16 protein-coding genes are annotated in these 17,161 nt (G+C 60.0%); 12 read left to right on the top strand and 4 right to left on the bottom strand.

What is annotated here, in order from left to right; all coding sequences use genetic code 11:
* The first annotated feature begins 3 nt into the window (after positions 1 to 3).
* The 5 genes from HMPREF2751_RS03510 (at position 4) to HMPREF2751_RS03490 (ending at position 4,838) form a co-directional block, all read left to right on the top strand.
* A complete protein-coding gene (locus HMPREF2751_RS03510) occupies positions 4 to 849 on the top strand; it encodes a lysoplasmalogenase family protein (protein WP_070595465.1) in 846 nt (281 codons plus the stop codon).
* Complete coding sequence (locus tag HMPREF2751_RS03505) at positions 836 to 1,507, top strand: TrmH family RNA methyltransferase (RefSeq protein ID WP_038626765.1); 672 nt, start codon at positions 836 to 838, stop codon at positions 1,505 to 1,507. Before HMPREF2751_RS03510 ends, HMPREF2751_RS03505 begins: the two co-directional genes overlap by 14 nt.
* A gap of 69 nt (positions 1,508 to 1,576) precedes the next feature.
* On the top strand, positions 1,577 to 2,794 hold the full coding sequence (locus HMPREF2751_RS03500; RefSeq protein WP_049169856.1) for a glycoside hydrolase family 76 protein: 1,218 nt from the start codon (positions 1,577 to 1,579) through the stop codon (positions 2,792 to 2,794).
* 132 nt (positions 2,795 to 2,926) lie between these two features.
* The gene (locus tag HMPREF2751_RS03495; protein ID WP_016421545.1) at positions 2,927 to 3,337 is read left to right on the top strand and encodes a DUF3151 domain-containing protein; all 411 of its coding nucleotides are present in this window, start codon (positions 2,927 to 2,929) and stop codon (positions 3,335 to 3,337) included.
* Positions 3,338 to 3,434: 97 nt separating this feature from the next.
* Positions 3,435 to 4,838 carry an FUSC family protein gene (locus tag HMPREF2751_RS03490; RefSeq protein ID WP_005510217.1) on the top strand — a complete coding sequence of 468 codons (1,404 nt, stop codon included), beginning with the start codon at positions 3,435 to 3,437 and terminating at the stop codon, positions 4,836 to 4,838.
* Between the two features lie 101 nt (positions 4,839 to 4,939).
* Here HMPREF2751_RS03490 and HMPREF2751_RS03485 read toward each other — a convergent pair whose 3' ends face one another.
* Together HMPREF2751_RS03485 and HMPREF2751_RS03480 are read right to left on the bottom strand one after the other, a co-directional pair.
* Positions 4,940 to 5,632 carry a DUF1707 SHOCT-like domain-containing protein gene (locus tag HMPREF2751_RS03485; protein ID WP_070595463.1) on the bottom strand — a complete coding sequence of 231 codons (693 nt, stop codon included), beginning with the start codon at positions 5,630 to 5,632 and terminating at the stop codon, positions 4,940 to 4,942.
* Positions 5,633 to 5,766: 134 nt separating this feature from the next.
* The gene (locus HMPREF2751_RS03480; protein WP_246823133.1) at positions 5,767 to 6,711 is read right to left on the bottom strand and encodes a hypothetical protein; all 945 of its coding nucleotides are present in this window, start codon (positions 6,709 to 6,711) and stop codon (positions 5,767 to 5,769) included.
* Positions 6,712 to 6,762: 51 nt separating this feature from the next.
* On the opposite strand from HMPREF2751_RS03480, the gene HMPREF2751_RS03475 reads away from it, so the two are divergent.
* The 6 genes from HMPREF2751_RS03475 to purT all read left to right on the top strand — a co-directional run bounded on the left by HMPREF2751_RS03475 (position 6,763) and on the right by purT (position 13,626).
* Positions 6,763 to 8,052 (top strand): adenylosuccinate synthase, encoded by a 1,290-nt coding sequence (locus tag HMPREF2751_RS03475; protein WP_016421542.1) that lies wholly within the window; start codon positions 6,763 to 6,765, stop codon positions 8,050 to 8,052.
* 273 nt (positions 8,053 to 8,325) lie between these two features.
* Entirely contained in the window at positions 8,326 to 8,910 is a 585-nt protein-coding gene (locus HMPREF2751_RS03470) for an LppP/LprE family lipoprotein (protein ID WP_016421541.1), read from the top strand.
* A 162-nt stretch (positions 8,911 to 9,072) separates the two neighbouring features.
* On the top strand, positions 9,073 to 9,711 hold the full coding sequence (locus HMPREF2751_RS03465; protein WP_070595459.1) for an LppP/LprE family lipoprotein: 639 nt from the start codon (positions 9,073 to 9,075) through the stop codon (positions 9,709 to 9,711).
* A gap of 192 nt (positions 9,712 to 9,903) precedes the next feature.
* Positions 9,904 to 11,160, top strand: a complete 1,257-nt coding sequence (locus HMPREF2751_RS03460) for a glycerophosphodiester phosphodiesterase family protein (protein WP_070595457.1) — start codon at positions 9,904 to 9,906, stop codon at positions 11,158 to 11,160.
* Positions 11,161 to 11,256: 96 nt separating this feature from the next.
* Complete coding sequence (locus tag HMPREF2751_RS03455) at positions 11,257 to 12,288, top strand: nucleoside hydrolase (protein ID WP_070595502.1); 1,032 nt, start codon at positions 11,257 to 11,259, stop codon at positions 12,286 to 12,288.
* A 117-nt stretch (positions 12,289 to 12,405) separates the two neighbouring features.
* Positions 12,406 to 13,626 carry a formate-dependent phosphoribosylglycinamide formyltransferase gene (purT, locus tag HMPREF2751_RS03450; RefSeq protein WP_049169873.1) on the top strand — a complete coding sequence of 407 codons (1,221 nt, stop codon included), beginning with the start codon at positions 12,406 to 12,408 and terminating at the stop codon, positions 13,624 to 13,626.
* 91 nt (positions 13,627 to 13,717) lie between these two features.
* Here the strand turns inward: purT and HMPREF2751_RS03445 are convergent, their stop codons facing one another.
* Entirely contained in the window at positions 13,718 to 14,221 is a 504-nt protein-coding gene (locus HMPREF2751_RS03445; RefSeq protein ID WP_016421536.1) for a phosphoribosyltransferase, read from the bottom strand.
* Between the two features lie 64 nt (positions 14,222 to 14,285).
* Positions 14,286 to 15,791 carry an FAD-dependent oxidoreductase gene (locus HMPREF2751_RS03440; protein WP_049169875.1) on the bottom strand — a complete coding sequence of 502 codons (1,506 nt, stop codon included), beginning with the start codon at positions 15,789 to 15,791 and terminating at the stop codon, positions 14,286 to 14,288.
* A 252-nt stretch (positions 15,792 to 16,043) separates the two neighbouring features.
* Between HMPREF2751_RS03440 and HMPREF2751_RS03435 the strand changes: the two genes are divergently transcribed.
* Positions 16,044 to 17,069: a sulfite exporter TauE/SafE family protein gene (locus tag HMPREF2751_RS03435; RefSeq protein ID WP_049169877.1), complete on the top strand. Its 1,026-nt coding sequence runs from the start codon at positions 16,044 to 16,046 to the stop codon at positions 17,067 to 17,069.
* Positions 17,070 to 17,161: the final 92 nt, after the last annotated feature.

Here is a 17,161-nt window from a genome sequence, read left to right as displayed (position 1 = left end):
CCCATGACCACCAAGCGCGCAGGACTCCTGTCCAAGCTCACCACGACCAAACTTCCCGGCACCAAGGAAACCGTCGCTGACATGTTTGTGCGTCGCACGGGCGAGGGCCTCGGCGCACTCGTCGGTATCGCCAGCGCAAGCTCCGACACCCGCCGTGCCCCAGAACGTGCCGGCTATATCGCCGCCAGTGCGGTCAACGTTGTCTCCAGTGCCTTCGGCTGGGAGACTCCACGTCGAGTTTCCAAGACTGTCCTCATGCCACTGTTGGCGGCCAATGTTTGGCGCCGTCGCCACGAGACGTCTCGCTTTACGACGACCACCCTGCTCATCGGCCTCGCCGGCGGTTGGCTGGGCGACTTGATTCTCATGCCGAATAAGCCGAACCTGAACCGCGGTTCTGTGCCGTTCGCAGTTAACCAGGTTGCCTACCACGTGCTGCTGTGGCGTGCCGGAGCTCGGATTAGCGCGCTGCGTGCTGCCATTCGCTTCCCACTGTGGGCTGGTTCGGTACCGCTGGTCGGTGCTGTAAAGCCCGAGGCGCTGCCCGCTGCTGTTGGCTACGGTCCGCTGCTGGCTGTGACCTCCGCACTGGCCGATGACCCGGCGCTGCTGGAGGGTGCCGGTGCTGTCGGTACTGATGAGCAGACCGGCCTGCCGATTGCCGATGCCGCCTACGGCCTCGGCCACGGTGGCAACCTGTTCCTCGTCTCCGACACGCTACTGATGGCTCGAAAGATGTTTGCGGAGGAGGGCGCCGTCGGCAAGCTTCTGAATGCGGCAGTGATGGACACCTACACCGTGGCGCAGTTGTTCCTGGTCGAGGGGCTGTTGGCTCTTGACCGCGCCTGAGCCCGGGAAGGGGCCGACGGAATGGTTTGAGGCTCGTGTCGGGGTGGGGCCGTGGGAGCAGGAGCACCCGAACGAACCCCGGCCGACCGGCCCAGAATACGATGAGCAGCTTCTGGATGAGGGCGACCGACGTAATGTCGTCGATGCCTACCGCTACTGGACGATGGAGGCTATCGTCGCGGAGCTGGATAAGCGTCGTCATCCGTTGCATATCGCCATCGAGAATTTTGAGAATGACTCCAACATTGGCACCGTGGTACGCACCGCAAATGCCTTCCTGGTGGAGGCCGTGCACATCGTGGGGCGCAAGCGTTGGAATCGTCGCGGCGCGATGGTGACTGACCGCTACCAGCACTTGCTGCACCACGAGACGGTGTCGGAGGTCATTAGCTGGGCGCGCGAGCATGATTTGGCTGTCGTGGCCGTGGACAATGTGCCGGGCTCCGTACCCATCGAAACCGTTGAGTTGCCCGAGCGTTGTCTTTTGCTCTTCGGCCAGGAGGGGCCGGGAGTGACTGAAGAAGCACAGCAGGCGGCGGATTTGACGGTGTCGATTGCCCAATTTGGCTCGACGCGTTCGATAAATGCGGGGGTAGCGGCGGGTATTGCCATGCACTCTTGGATTCGTACTCATGCAGATATCACCGCGGCCTGGTAATTGTCTGCTTAGGTGTTTTATTTCGAAGGCTGTTTTAGAGCTGTTTCGCAGCCGTTTTAAGGAGAGCCAGTGGTTCTAAAAATGTCGCGTCCGGAGGCCGAAACGTGGGCCTATCGTGCGGACGTGGCTGAACAGGCGATTCGCAACCGTCATGCGGCGAAGCTGTGGGGTCTTCCGGGCACGAATTTGGCAATGGCTTCCTGGCCCGCGCCGCTTCGACATAAGGTCTTCATCAACTGGCATTACTGGTGGCAGGCGCAGTATCTCGACTGCCTGGTAGACGCAGCCAAGCGCGTGCCTTCTAAGGAGAAGTACCGCGCTATCCGCCAGACCACTCGGGGTATCCGCATTCGCAACCTCACGCTGCTGACCAAGAACAAGTACTACGACGATCGCGCGTGGATGGCGTTGGCGCTCGGGCGTGCCGACGCTGTCCTCGGCGCATCGGTGCCCAAGAAGACGACAGCACGGCTGATTTCATGCTTGGGCGATGGTCGGCAGGAGTCCACGGGTGTGCTGCCGTGGCGTGAGCAGGACCTCTTTTTCAACGTCCCCTCGAACGGTCCTGCAGCCATCGCTCTGGCCCGGGCTGGTCGTATCAAGGAGGCAGAGGAACTTATCGATTGGGTTTACGCCAACCTCCTGTCGGACTCAGGGCTGCTCTACGACGGCATTCGCTTGTCCATGGCAGGTGCCGTCGTGCAGAAGGGCATGTTTACGTACAACCAGGGTGTCATGATTGGCGCTTGCCTCGAAGTGGGACTTGCGCTTCGGGCGCACGGCCAGCGTGAACAGGCGACGAAGTATTTCACGCGCGTGCAAAACCTCATCCACGCGGTGGCAAAGGATTTGGCGACCACCGACAATGTTATCGCCGGTGCCGGTGGCGGCGATGGTGGTCTGTTCAACGGCATCCTGGTGCGATACCTCGCCGATGCGGCGGTGCGTTTGCCTGGAGACAATCGCATGAATCGCGCGGCGGCCCGCATTGCCCGCCGATTGGTTCTGGCGTCGGGGGAGAAGTGCTGGTACCACCGCCTCGAGGTCGATGGCCTGCCGCTTTTCCCCGCAGATTGGAACGACAATGCTCAGTTCCCACAGGGCGGCTCGGTTGCGCAATCAGTCGGTGGCGCGGTTCGCGGTTCGGCGATCAAGGAGCGTGACCTCTCTGTCCAGCTGTCGGGTTGGATGCTGATGGAAGCGTGTGCCCGAGTGGCCGATTTTGTTGCGACCAAGCTGGAAAATGGTGAGTCGTTGGATTCGACGAAGCCGAGCTGCCCGGAGTAGTCGGGGAACGCTAGTTGGTCGTCATCTGGCGCTTGCCGACGTTGTACCACCGCGCTGTGCCCGCCGTTGCCAACAGGGAGTCACCTACTGAGCCCCTGCCATCGCCACGTGATGACTGGCACAATAGGACGCATGAAACTCAATGACATGATGGCTCCTGCTCCCGTGAAGCTCCCCGTTCTTGACGAGGCCGTTGCTGCCCGCAATGGTGGCGCAAGCCCGGAGGCCGTGGTTCGCGCATGCCCGCGCGATTCCCAGGCTTGGGCGGATTTGGCTGAAAGCGCCTTGTCCGAGGGCCAGGAGATTCAGGCCTATGCCTTCGCTCGCACTGGTTACCACCGCGGTCTGGACCTGCTGCGTGGAAACGGCTGGAAGGGGTTCGGAGCCATTCCGTGGGAGCACGAGCCGAATCGTGGTGTGCTCCGCGCCTTCGCAGCGTTGGCTAAGGCTGCTAAGGCTATCGGCGAGGATGATGAATTCGATCGCATGATGGCGTTGCTGCGTGACAGTGATGAATCCGCGTTGCCAGAACTGGGTCTTTAATCGCGCACAGAGATTCAGCGGGCACATAAGAGTGCACAACAGCACAACGGGTACATAAAAAGCGCACAGTTTTTTACATGAGGATGGTGACTTCGGCATGGCTGGCATAGCTGGTGGGGAAGATAAGGATGCCGCAGCTGCCAGGAATCTAGAGGACCTTGCTCCCGCGCATGTCGACGACCTCGTCGAAGCTAAGGAAACGCAATTCGTCGAGGATAATCCGCGCCCGGATTTCCAAGATTTTCGCAATACGTACCTACATCCGGCCTCCCGCGCAGCAAACAAGTTGCGTCAGAAAGTGAGGCCCCGCACGCGTTTCCTCCATGCGATTGACCGTGTGCGCTCCCGTTGGATGCTCATTGTCCAAGCCACGTTAGCCGCTGGGTTGGCCTACTGGTTCGCACTTGAGGTACTGGGGCACCCCAACCCGTTCTTCGCGCCGATGGCCGCTTTCATCAGCCTCAACGTGATGACCGCAGGTCCTCGCTTAAAGCACTCTGTGGAGTTGGTGCTCGGTGCCTCGTTGGGAGTCGGCATTGGTGATGTGATTATCTCCATCCTCGGCTCGGGTATCTGGCAGCTGACCGTCGGTGTGTTCGTCGCCATGGTCATCGGTGTGTTTGTCGGTCGAGGACCGCTTGTGGTCAACCAAGCGGCATCTTCAGCCGTGCTCATCGCCACCATTATTCCGCCGGGCACCGCTGGTTCTTATTACCGAATGATCGATGCTCTCGTCGGTGGTGTGGTGGGCATTATTGTGCTCATGATATTGCCGCGAAGCCCGCTGGCGGGTGCTCGCCGCAAGGTGGCCAAGGTCCTCGACATGGGTGCAGATGTACTTTATGACATCGGCATCGGCATGAAAGAGGGCGACACCGATCGCATCCGCACCGCACTGAGCGTGGTGCGCTCCATGCAGGCGCAAGTCTCGCTGATGGACCGCACTGTCGCCGACGCGGGCGAGCAGGTCCGTATCTCGCCGTTGCTCTGGCGCTCCCGGGATCGAATCCACTCGCTGTCACGTATGGTTCATCCCGTCGACAACGCCATGCGCAACATCCGTGTGCTCGCGCGTCGCGCTATCACAGCACGTGAGGACCACATCGACTTCTCGTCCGAACTGTGCGCACTTGTTCTCGGCGTGTCTGAAGGTACGCGTCTGGTCAGTCATGTGCTTGACGACGAAGCCGCCGTGCGCCGAATCCCAGAGTGGGGCGAGTTGCCTTTCGAGTCCGGCGACATCGCTATCGCTCAGCTTTCCGAGGGATCCGGAGAGGTCAAGCTTGAAGACGTGGTTCGGTACTTGCGTCGTCTAGCGGCGAAAATGCACCCGCGCGTGATCGAGGACGCAACGCTGTCGGAACAGGTTGTGTTTGCGCAGTCCCGCTCCTTGGTGGTGGACCTGTTGCAGGTGTGTGGCCTGTCCAGACGTTCAGCTGTGGCAACGCTGCCGCCGACGACGCCGTTCCCAGCAATGCCACCGGAGGTATGGGACGAGTAGCCGGTGAGGCGTGGGCGAGTAGTGGCTCGCTAGGCGCCAGGCGGTTACTGCCCACGTGCTCCGGCGCACATGCTACTGCCCACGTGCTACTGCAGCGTGCTCTAGTGCGGTACGCGCTTGACCTCGACGCCACCGAAAGCGACGAAGCCGCGCACAATAATCTTCGGAGCCTGTCCTGCGCCAGGAGCAGGAAGGTTACGTCCCGGGTTTCCAGTAACATCCGTGCCTCCGAAGATGGGCAGCACGTCGACATCAACCTGGTAGTGGTCGGGGACAATGACGTCGACTCCGCCGAAGGCGCAGCCAATGTTGACGACAGTGGTTTCCGCGGTCAGGATGGCCTCACGGAAATCCAAGCCAGTCCCGCCGAAGGCCGCCACCGTGGTGTGCGTGGGAGCGCACGTCCAAGGGCCTCTCTTGTCGGTGCCGCCGAAGATACCGATGGAGAGCTTCGAACCAGTTGCCGCGGCGGAGCTATCAATCCGAGCTGGCTGATGATCGTTGGCTGCATTCGGTGCCACTGAATGGTGCTCGTCCGGGACGCTGTGCAGGTTCGGGCGCAGGTTAGGGTTTGGGTGCGCATGTGGAGTCGGCTCGGCCAGGTTCGCGGGCAGCGACAAGTCCTGTGTCAATGTGGGCAACTCATCAATGTACGTTGCCTTTTGGGCTTTCTCGGTGCGCTCCTGCAGTTCCGCAAAGTCAATCTGGCCATCGCGGAATGCCCATTCCAAGCGTTCCAGCGCAGTGTGGCGGGCTTGGTCGCCAGCGCGTAGCCGTGGGGTGTTGTCAGTCATGATGCTGTCCTATCGAGGCAGTGGCGGGCAGGGGCTTTAACACCCAAATGTTATCTGTACTCGAGCTATCGCGCAGGCCACTTTCGCGCAAGCCACTTTCTCACGGGCAGACCGTGGCTATTGCCCCGACGCAGTTAGTGCACAATCTGCAAGTCGCGAAGGTGTCGGTACAGAGTTGTTTTCTCGCGCGGCTTTCGCGACTCCACGCCATCGCGTACGTATCGAAAGCCCAGGCCACCAACTTGAACTGCCCGACCCGTCATCGGACGGTGCAGCTCGCGGGACGGGGCTTCTTTCGCTTTACGACGGCCACCGCGACCCAATCCGAGTCGGCTCAGCAGGCCTTTGTTGCCTCCATCCTCGTTACCGATTTCCGCTTCCGGAGCCGGAACTTCGGCCGCAACGATGCCCGGGGCGTCGGGGGTAGGGCGAATCTGCAGGCCGGTGGATGTGCCGGAGAACATCTGATGCTCGTCGACATAGACCTCGCCAGTAAACCCGTTTGCCGAGGACACTCCGGTAATTCCCGGCTCTGTCAGTAGGACGTAACCAACAATTGCGTGCCCGGTGTCATCGCGGATCAGCGGCACTGGCATCGTCGGGCGTGTGAGCGCGGCCGCCGCATCGAGCCCTTCTCCTCCTTCGATGCCCCAGTTTTTGGCCGCGGTCGAGGGTGCGGTGGGGACATGTGCCAGTTCAATCCACAGGAGGTTCTTGCGCATCAGGTAGGTTGCCACGGCAGCCAGTGCCGCGTCGGTGCCAACGACCACAATTCGCAACGGCTCGCTCGGCTTTTGCGGAGCGGGTTGCGGAGCACCTAAGTGGTCGACCTTTTTCTGCTTGGAGATTTCCTCCGGCGTCGGTGCTGTATCGACAGGCAGTACGTCCTTGGCCAGGTCATCGATGAAAGCCAGCTCCTTGCGGGCGGGGATCATCGCGACGTCGTGAAGCGCATAGGCGGGTGGTGCCGGAGTAGCCGGTGCTGATGGTGCGGACGGTGCTGATGTAGACCATGATTGGCGGAGCAATTGGGAAAACGCGGGTACATCGGGGCCACACTGCAGCACAACAATACGCATAGGACTACACTCTAATGCGTCGTCTGCAATCCCAGGAGTTGAAGTAGGACTATGGCCGCAATCATTATCGTCGGTGCCCAGTGGGGCGACGAGGGCAAGGGCAAAGCAACCGATATTCTCGGTGGCCGCGTCGACTACGTCGTCAAGCCCAACGGTGGCAACAACGCCGGCCACACCGTTGTCGTCGGCGGTGAGAAGTATGAGCTGAAGCTGCTTCCGGCGGGTGTGCTGTCGGAAAACGCGGTGCCGATTATCGGTAACGGCTGTGTGGTCAACCTCGAGGCGCTTTTCGACGAGATTGATGGCCTCGAAGCTCGCGGTGCAAAAGCCTCCCGCCTGCGCGTTTCCGGCAATGCCCACATGGTTGCTCCGTACCACCAGACGCTGGACCGCGTGACCGAGCGCTTCCTGGGTAAGCGCGCTATCGGCACCACTGGCCGCGGTATCGGCCCGACGTATGCCGACAAGGTCGGCCGTACGGGCTTGCGTGTCCAGGACATTCTGGATGAGTCGATTCTGCGCCAGAAGATTGAGTCTTCGCTGGCTCAGAAGAACCAGATTCTGGTCAAGCTGTACAACCGCCGCGCTATCGACCCGGATGAAGTCTTTGATTACTTCATGGGCTTCGCCGATCGTCTGCGCCCGATGATTATCGACTCGGAGTTTGAGCTCAATCAGGCTTTGGATGCCGGCAAGCACGTCCTCATGGAGGGCGGCCAGGCCACCATGCTCGACGTCGACCACGGCACCTACCCGTTCGTGACCTCCTCGAACCCAACCGCTGGTGGTGCCTGCGTGGGCACCGGCATCGGCCCGACGAAGATCACTTCGGTGCTGGGCATCATGAAGGCCTACACCACCCGCGTCGGTGCTGGCCCGTTCCCGACGGAGCTGTTCGACAAGTGGGGCGAGTACCTGCAGACCACCGGCGGTGAGGTCGGAGTCAACACCGGCCGTAAGCGCCGCTGTGGTTGGTACGACTCGGTGCTGGCTCGCTACGCCGCGCGCGTCAACGGTTTCACGGATCTGTTCATCACCAAGCTGGATGTCCTGACTGGTATCGGCGAGATTCCGATTTGTGTCGCTTACGACGTTGATGGCGTGCGTCACGACGAAATGCCACTCACCCAGTCGGAGTTCCACCACGCTGTCCCGATTTACGAGACCATGCCTGCATGGGACGAAGACATCACTGGCTGCCGCACCTTCGATGAGCTGCCGGACAAGGCCAAGGATTACCTGAACCGCCTGGAGGAGCTCTCCGGCGCTCGCATTTCCTACATCGGTGTTGGCCCGGGTCGTGACCAGACCATCGTTGTCCACGATGTGCTGGACAACTAGCGCTGGGCAACTAGCGCTGGGTACTTAGCCTGGGGGGGCAGTGGCGAACTAGCCGGAAAATAGTCCGGCTTTCGACCCGGCTTTATCGAACTGTTAGATAAAAAATCTTCGGTGTCGAAACTGCTGGCTGCTGTAGAAAAGAACATTTGCTAACCACGAGAAGGCTCTGGGAATTGTCAGTTGACACTGGCATCCCAGAGTCATTTTTGTATCGTAGGCCTCACCGCGTGGTCCAACGACAGAAGTCCAAACGACAGAAGGCGTGTGGTTTTCATGCAAAACACAGGACACCGAGTACAACGACTGGCAAGTTCCGCCGTACTTTCCGGCGCGATGGTTTTCTCCGCAGTAGGTGGAGCCGTTGCAGCTCCCGCGGCTCAGGCGGAACCGGCCCCAGTGCCGGCACCGGCTCCGGCGAAGGCAGATAGCTGTACCCCGAACCCGGCAGCACCTGAAATCCAGGAGGCCCTGGATAAGGTCAACAGGGAGCGTCCGAACAACCATGATGGGTGGAAGTACACTGGCACCTCCAACTTCAGCCCGTGTAGCGATTTGAGCTTTGCTCTCGCAGATCAGGCCAAGCAGGGCAACGCTCAGTCCTCCACTGTGCTGTTGATGTTCCACAAGGGTGAGTTCATTGGTACGGACTCTGACCGGCCTCAGCACATCAACAAGGTGACGCCGACCCCTGATGGTAAGAACATCTCGGTCATCTACCACGACTGGGAGGCCCAGGAGGCCGCAGGTGCGCCGAACGCTGATGCGGCCAAGTTCACCTCTAATGTTCACTTCTTCTGGAACGGCGATCACGTCGTCCACGAGGGCAAGATTCCCGGCGGGGCGAAGCCCGCTTCCTAAGGACTCCCGAGAATTTTCGAGAGCTTTCGAGAATTCTTGGACACTCCCGGGGTCTCTTGAATTTTCCCAAGTAAACTCAATTCAGAGTCGGACATGAGAAAGTAATGCTCCGTCGTAGCTCAGTGCTTGAGAAAACTTGAGAGAACAGAAGAGGTTCCAGCCATGAGTGGTCATTCAGTTCGTCGCGGGTCGATGCTGGTTAGCGCGGCGGTCGCAGGTGTAGTGGCTTTGTCCGGTTGCTCCACTGATGAGACCGCAGCACCGACCTCTGCTTCTCAGGTAGATCAAGAAACGACGACCATCACTACGACCACCACTGTCGAGGATGACAGTGAAAGTGCAGATACCCCCAATCCGGATGTCGATGACAACGACCCCGATGGGGGTTCTTCTGCGCCAACCCAGGAAGAGGCTTTCGAAGAAGCGGTTGCCGACCTGAACTCAATGGAAGGTGGCAATGGCAGCGGTTGGACAGTCACGGACGATACGAACTGGGATACCACCAGCGAGTTGACCTTTGCCTCAGCAGTACAGAATGAAATTACGCATTCAACTACCGCTGGTGCAGTGCTGCTGTTTCATAAGGGCGAGTACGTGGGGACCGCCGGTGGTCCGCAGACAATCAACTCGGTCGAGGGTGATGGCAAAACTGTGACCGTCAATTTCTTCGATGTCAATAAAATGATCGAAGACGGCGGTGCCTTCGCCTTTAAAGACCAGTACAACGCTCCCGTTACGTACTCCTGGGATGGGTCAGAGGTCGCTCAAGAAGGCGAGATTCCAAAAGCAGAGGGAAATTAAACGCTCACCCCGCACTCTCTCCAGATGCGAGTGCTGTCAGGCCGTTTTAAAGTAGTGGCGCGCCACACAGTTTTCATCTAGATTTCTGTGTTCCGTAAACCTCCGACGGTAGTTTGTCGACACTGTGTTGTCGGTACTGCGCCGTCGCTATGAAGTCGCTAATACTACGCCCAAAGAGGAAAATCACCGGCCATGTCTTCTCGCAACTCATCTGACTCCATGTTTGACGAACGGACCAAGCAGAGCGAGCAGCCTCAGAATTCACGCGTCCACGGCACGCGCCGCGCAATCGCGGCCATCGCTATGGGCGCGTTTGCTATTTCTCCTATTGCAGCCTGCAGCAATGATGGGGACAACGACGCGGCATCGTCGTCAAGCAGTGCAAGCGCGGTTAGCACTACGTCGAGCGAAGAGAAGACCTTTGAAAAGCAGCAGGTTGCTGAGCTGAATGCGGCCGCGAATGTGCGGCCGGCTGCGATGGCTAAGCTGCCGGAGGGTTTTGATCTGCAGTCGCACCGTGGTGGTCGCGGTGAGTGGACGGAGGAGTCCAAGCAGGCGATGATCAACTCGTTGGAGCTGGGCGTTACGACGTTGGAGCTGGACATCGTCCTGACGAAGGATGGCGTGCCTATGGTCTGGCACGATCCGGAGATCCAAGACGACAAGTGCTCGGACACTGAGCCAGTGACGGAGGGGGACCCGCAGTACCCGTACGTCGGCAAGCTCGTACATGATCTCACCTATGAGCAGGTACAAACTCTAGTCTGCGACAAGAAGCTCGAGGACTTCCCGGATGCGGAGCCAATCAAGGGCAATCGGATGATGACCCTGCCGGAGCTGTTCGAGCTGACTAAGGACAACCAGGACATCCACTTCAACATTGAGACCAAGATCGAGGGCGAAAAGCGCGCTGACTCGGCAGAACCGCAGGAGTTCGTCGATGTGATTCTCGACGAGATTGACCGCGCGGGTGTGGCTGATCGTGTGATGATTCAGTCCTTCGATTGGCGCTCGCTGCCGCTGGTCGCGGAAAGGAACCCGGAGATTCCGCTGGTCATGCTGTGGGACGAAACCACCTGGAAGAAGGATTCTCCTTGGATTGGCGATGTCAATTACGACGAGGTTGATGGCGACATCATCGAGGCCGCCAAACAGCTTGGCGTGCAGGTGCTCTCACCGACGCACAGCATTCCTTACGGCAAGACACCGTCGGATTCTGACTACCACCCGGTCGCCACGCCGGAGCTAATCTCCCGTGCACATGAGGCCGGCATGAAGGTGGTGCCGTGGACGGTGAACGAAAAGGAGACCATGCGCGAGCAGATTGCCGCTGGTGTCGATGGCATCATCACCGACTACCCGACGCGACTGCGCGAGGTCTTGGCCGAGCTGAAAATGCCGCTGCCGGAGTCCGCTCCGGTGGGTGATGCAGCGATGTCGACGAACTAGTAAACCCGGCCAGCACCAGCGGAAACTCGTCTGTATCCCTGTTTTGCCCATGTTTAGCTCTGCGGGCCGAGCATGTTTCGTGTCACACTTGACCTTATGACGCGTTTGAAAGTGCTTGCCGACGTTGACACGGGTATCGATGACAGTCTTGCTCTCGTCTACCTCGCGGGGTTGCATACCGCAGGCGAGATCGAGCTGGTGGGTGTGACCTGCGCAGGTGGTAACACCACTGCGGCATGGTCCGCTCGCAACACCAAGTACATGTTGAATTTCTGCGGTTGTCCGGAGGTTCCGGTTGTCAGCGGTTTCGAGGGGCCCGCTGACCGTGAACTGACCACCACGCCTGAGACTCATGGCCCGTACGGGCTGGGCTACAACCTGGCACCACCGGCCGTCATCTACGAACCGGGGCGCTCAGGAGCGGCGGATCCGCTGGCGCTGTGGCGACGAGTCATCGAGCAGGCACGGTCGACGGGGGAGAAGGTGCACCTGCTGGTCACTGGCCCTATGACCACCTACGTGGCCGCTTTGAAGAAATACCCAGAACTCATGCGGGAGCTCGACGGCGTGACCATTATGGGCGGTGCTGTGGACTACCACGGTAACGTCACCGAGTTTGCGGAATGGAACTTCTGGGTCGACCCCACCGCGGTCACCGAGGTGTTCGGCACCGCAGGTGCTGTGGCCGTCGAGCGCCCGGAGGATGCCGTGCGCAGCATCGCCACCGCCGCAGGCGCGCCGGTGCCGACGCTGGTTCCGCTCAATGTCACCGAGACCATCACCATTAGTGATACTGAGATTGAATCCTGGCGAGATGCCGGTATGAACTCGGAGCTGCTGCGTGTTCTGCGCCGCTCGCTGAAGTTCTACTTTGAGTTCCACCAGGGAGTTGGAGTCGGTTACAAGGCGCAGGTTCATGACCTCTTCGCTGCGATGGTGGCCGTCGGTGCGGTGACCGGGGAAGTGGAGAAGATGCGCCTCGTGGGCGTCGATAGGCGAACTTTTGCAGATGAGCCTGCGCGGCGCGGACAGGTGGTGGAAGATCCTGCCGGTTCGGTGGCGAATGTTGTCCTGGCCGCTGACCGTGAGGTGGCGCTGGCTGAGTTCCAGCGGGTGTTCCCGCGCTAGGTTCCCCGCCCGTGCCCGCCGCGGTGAATCCGCTCGCTGTCGTATGCTGGAGACAATCAATTTCACAGCTGCTGGTTGTGCAGCGTACGTGCCGTAGACGAAAGCGAGTTTATCTCGATGTTCACCCCTGAAGTCACCGGAACCCCGTACCAGCCGGAAGCAACGCGAGTTCTGCTGCTCGGCTCTGGCGAGCTCGGCAAGGAGGTGACCATTGCTTTCCAACGTCTTGGCGTTGAGGTGCACGCTGCCGATCGCTACGAGCATGCACCGGCACACCAGGTCGCTCACCACGCCTACGTCTTGAATATGTCGGATTCCAGTGCACTGCGGGATCTGATTCTCCAGGTCAAGCCCCACTTCATCGTCCCCGAGATCGAGGCCCTGGCAACCGAGGTGCTGGAAGAGGTTGAGGAAGACGAGACGCTGGACGTCACCGTTATTCCAACCGCACGGGCGACTCAGCTGACCATGAACCGAGAGGGTATTCGCCGTCTGGCTGCGGAAGAGGTTGGGCTGCCGACTTCCCGCTATCACTTCGCCTCCAGCTTTGATGAATTCACCGCAGCTGTCGATGAGATTGGCTTCCCGTGTGTGGTCAAGCCGGTCATGAGTTCCTCGGGCAAGGGGCAGTCCACGCTGCGTTCGCCGGAGGATGTCCAGGCCGCGTGGGATTATGCCATGAGTGGCGGCCGCGTCGAGTCCGGCCGCGTCATTGTGGAGGGCTTCGTCGATTTCGACTACGAGATCACGCTGCTGACCGTGCGCTCCGTTGATCCGGAGACCGGCGAGGGGGCAACGTGGTTCTGTGAGCCCATTGGGCACCGTCAGCAGGACGGCGACTACGTTGAGTCATGGCAGCCGGCTGCCATGAGTGAAAACGCCCTGGACAATGCGCGCTCTGTCGCCGCGCGCATCACCAACGCGCTGGGCGGTCGCGGTATCTTCGGCGTCGAGCTGTTTGTCCGCGGCGATGAGGTGTGGTTCTCCGAGGTCAGCCCGCGTCCGCACGACACCGGCATGGTCACCATGGGCACCCAGCGTTTCTCTGAGTTCGAGCTGCACGCGCGTGCAGTGTTGGGTCTGCCTATCGACGTCACGCTGGTGTCCCCGGGAGCCTCCGCTGTGGTCTACGGCGGTGCTGACATCGAGCAGCCGGGTTACACCGGGCTGACGGAGGCCATGGCTATTCCGGAGACTGATATTCGTATCTTTGGTAAGCCGGTCGCTGGCCCGCGTCGCCGCATGGGCGTTGCTGTTTCAACCGCGGATTCTGTCGATGCTGCTCGTGAGCGTGCATCGGAGGCGGCATCAAAGATTAAGGTCGTCGAACTGGGCTAGTTCGACGACCTAGTGTGCGCTGCGGTACGGCCATAACCGGCCCCGCAGCGCACTTTTTTGTTTGCCCGCTATGGTGCGTAAGCTACTTGATCTACTTGGACTTCTGTACCGGTGGCTCGGCCGACCAGGGGAAGACGATCCAGTCATCGGTGTGCTTCCAGACATAGTCCGGTGCAATCTCCGAGCGGGACTTGCCGTAGAGCACAGCGGAGCGTACTTCCGCACCGTGGGTCTTAAGCAGATCGAGCACCAGGTGCAGCGTGCGACCGGAGTCTGCGACATCGTCAACGACCAGCAGACGGCGGTCGGAAATCGACTCGATGTCCAGCAGCGGTTCCAACAAAACCGGATCCGGTAGGGTCTCCGCCACGTCGGTGTAGAACTCGACGTTAATGGCGTCAGAGAGCTTGACGCCCATGGTGTAGCTGAGTGCACCTGCAGGTAGAAGACCACCGCGGGCCACGGCGATAATGATCTCCGGCTCGTAGCCCGAATCGACAATCTGCTGTGCCAGTTCACGGGAGGCGACGCCGAAGCCTTCCCAGGTCAGAACTTCCTTGACGTCCAGGTTGGATGAGTCTGCATGATAAGCCATGTATTAACTCTAATCCGAAGACCGACTGACGTGCACAATCAACTGCCCGGTTAGACCCGACGCGCTAGCTGGCGACAGTCTCCACAACCGCTTCGTGTACAGCTTCGGCCACGTCATCGGCATCTGGCTGCTTTGCGACGACCGTGGAGGCCGCAACCATGTCGGCCCACTCGACCAGCTTCTTGCGCTCGCGGCCTTCGGCTTCGCCCGCTGCACGTTCGGCGGCGTCGAGTGCGTGCCAGCCCTCCCAGGTGGTGACCTGGAGGCCCTTGTTGGCCAGGAACTCGTCGACGTCGTTATGCGTGGGCTTTGCAGGTGCGACCAGGCGGCCTGCCTCCCAGTCGGCGATGAGGTTGCCGACAGTTTCGTTGGCGTCGCCCTTGGTGTTACCGATTAGCCCGACCGGGCCACGGCGAATCCAGCCGGTGGTGTACAGACCCTGGATGTGGTTGCCGTCGACGTCGTCAAGCACGCGTCCGCCGGCATCTGGGATGGTGTGGGTGCCGGTGTCGAACGGTACGCCGGTGACTGCGTCGGAGCGGTAGCCGACTGCACGGTAGACCGCACCGACCGGCCATTCGGTGAACGTGCCGGTGCCACGGACGCCACCCTCGCCGTCGAGTTCAGTGCGTTCGGTGCGGATAGCGCTGACATGCTGTACTCCATCCTCACCGGTCTCGCCGATGATTTCGACCGGGGACTCGAAGAAGTGGATGAAGAGCTTGTGCGGGGCGCCCTTTGGCTCGCGGATGGCGTAGTTTTCCAGAATCGTACAGACCTGATCGGTGATCTTGGACTCGCGACGGGACGTTTCGGAGGCGGCATCGTACTGGATGTCCTCCGGATTCACGACAACCTCAATGGTGTCAGAGTGGTCCAGTTCCTTCAGCTCCAGTGGAGTGAACTTTGCCTGAGCCGGACCGCGACGGCCAAAGACATGGACTTCGCGGGCGGCATTCTTTGCCAGGCCGTCGTAGACGTTGTCGGCGATTTCGGTGACGTGCAGCTCATCGGCAGTCTTGGCGAGAATACGGGCGACGTCGAGGCCCACGTTACCGACGCCGATCACAGCGACCGACTCAGCAGAGAGGTCCCATTCGCGAGCAAACTCCGGGTGGGAGTCGTAGAAACCTACGAACTCACCGGCGCCGTAGTGCTCCGGCAGGTCCGAGCCCGGGATGTTCAGATCACGGTCGCCGGTCGCGCCAGTGGCGAAGATGATGGCGTCGTAGAACTGGCGCAGTTCATCAACGCTGACCTGCTTGCCGACGTCCACGTTGCCCAGTAGTCGAACCTGCGGCTTGTCCAGCACTCGGTGGAGGGACTTAATGATGCCCTTGATTCGCGGGTGGTCTGGCGCAACACCGTAGCGGATGAGGCCGAACGGCACTGGAAGGCGCTCGTAGAGGTCGATGGCGACATCGCGGCCGGACTTCATCAGCGCGTCGGAGGCGTAGATACCGGCCGGACCCGAGCCAACCACGGCTACACGCAGCGGCGTGGTGGAGTTGGCGAGATCGGGCAGTGAGGAAGCGGCCGTGTTCTGGGCTGCAGTCTGGTCGTTGGTCATTGGGTGGAATCCTTTTTCTACGTTTTCTTTGTCGCGATTGCTTATCGTAGACCAATCGGTCTATGCTTGCTGAAACAGAATATAGACAAACTGGTCTACAAAAAGCAAACACAAAACACCGCAAGAATCACTGCTTTGGCTTGAGAGGGTTTTGCTGCGTATTGCTTCTGCTGAACGAGGTCTAAAAGAGCTTGTCGTGCGGACGTCGTGGCAACGGCAGGCTCTGGTTGGGTAAGCGGGGAAGGGCTTGTCATGGAAAAACTCATAGTCTTCGTGCTAATCGGCCTTGGCGCGCAATTAGTCGATGGCACTCTGGGGATGGCTTTCGGTGTCACCGCTACTTCGCTGTTTATTGTCGCTGGTAGTAGTGCTGCCACTGCGTCGGCGGTGGTTCACGTAGCAGAGGTGGGTACGACACTGGCCTCCGGTATTTCACACTGGCGATTCGGCAATGTCGACTGGCGACGCGCGCTGAGTCTTGGCGTGCCGGGTGCTATCGGTGCCTTTATTGGTGCGACCTTTTTGGCGAATCTCGACGGTGATGCTGCGACGCCTGTGACCTCGACAATCTTGCTTTTCCTCGGTCTGTGGGTGATTATCCGCTTCGCCTTTTTGGCCAGTGTTAAGCGCAAGAAGAAGGCCTGGGGGCCGAAGAAGCTCGCTCCGCTGGGGCTCTTTGGTGGCCTGCTTGATTCCACTGGAGGTGGTGGTTGGGGGCCTGTTACCACCTCAACTTTGCTCGGCGCTGAGGCTGACCAGCCGCGCAAGATTATCGGTACTGTCTCTGCGGCGGAATTTCTCGTTGCCTCGGCGGCTGTACTGGGCTTTTTGCCCAAGCTGCGGGAGGAATTCACCCAGCATGCTGCACCGGTAATTGGTTTGTTGTGTGGTGGTGTGATTGCGGCCCCCTTGGCTGCGTACCTGGTGGGGCGCATTAATCCGCGGCTGCTTGGAATTGCGATCGGCGGCGTGTTGGTGGGGCTGAATATTCGCACTCTGTTTTCGTCGCTGGTTTCTGGGGGCGTGCTGGCAACGGTGCTGCTTGTGTGGGCTTTTGTTGTCGTCGCGCTGGTGCTGTGGGCGCGTTCGCACGACACTCTTCCGGGTTTTCGTCAGCGGATCCAGCTTGAGCCGACTTCTCAGTCTTCCTCGGCTGATGTGCCTAGTTCTGGATCTCCATCACCCGCTTCGGTTGATGCCGGGGCCGAGGATGCTTCTGAAGGTGTCAAAGTGGGTGCGAAAAACGGTGTCCGCGTGGGCGAAGCGGGGGTCCGCTAGGTATCCGAGCGTGTCCCGGCTTGCACTAGCCAGACTGGTCGGTCTAATGTTGCCTGCAATGCAACGTAGACCAAACGGTCTATAAAGATTAG

It is taken from the genome of Corynebacterium sp. HMSC063G05 (assembly GCF_001810555.1).
Classification (GTDB): domain Bacteria; phylum Actinomycetota; class Actinomycetes; order Mycobacteriales; family Mycobacteriaceae; genus Corynebacterium; species Corynebacterium jeikeium_D.
Note: the sequence above shows the minus strand (reverse complement) of the source record. Positions and strands in the feature narration are given on the sequence as shown.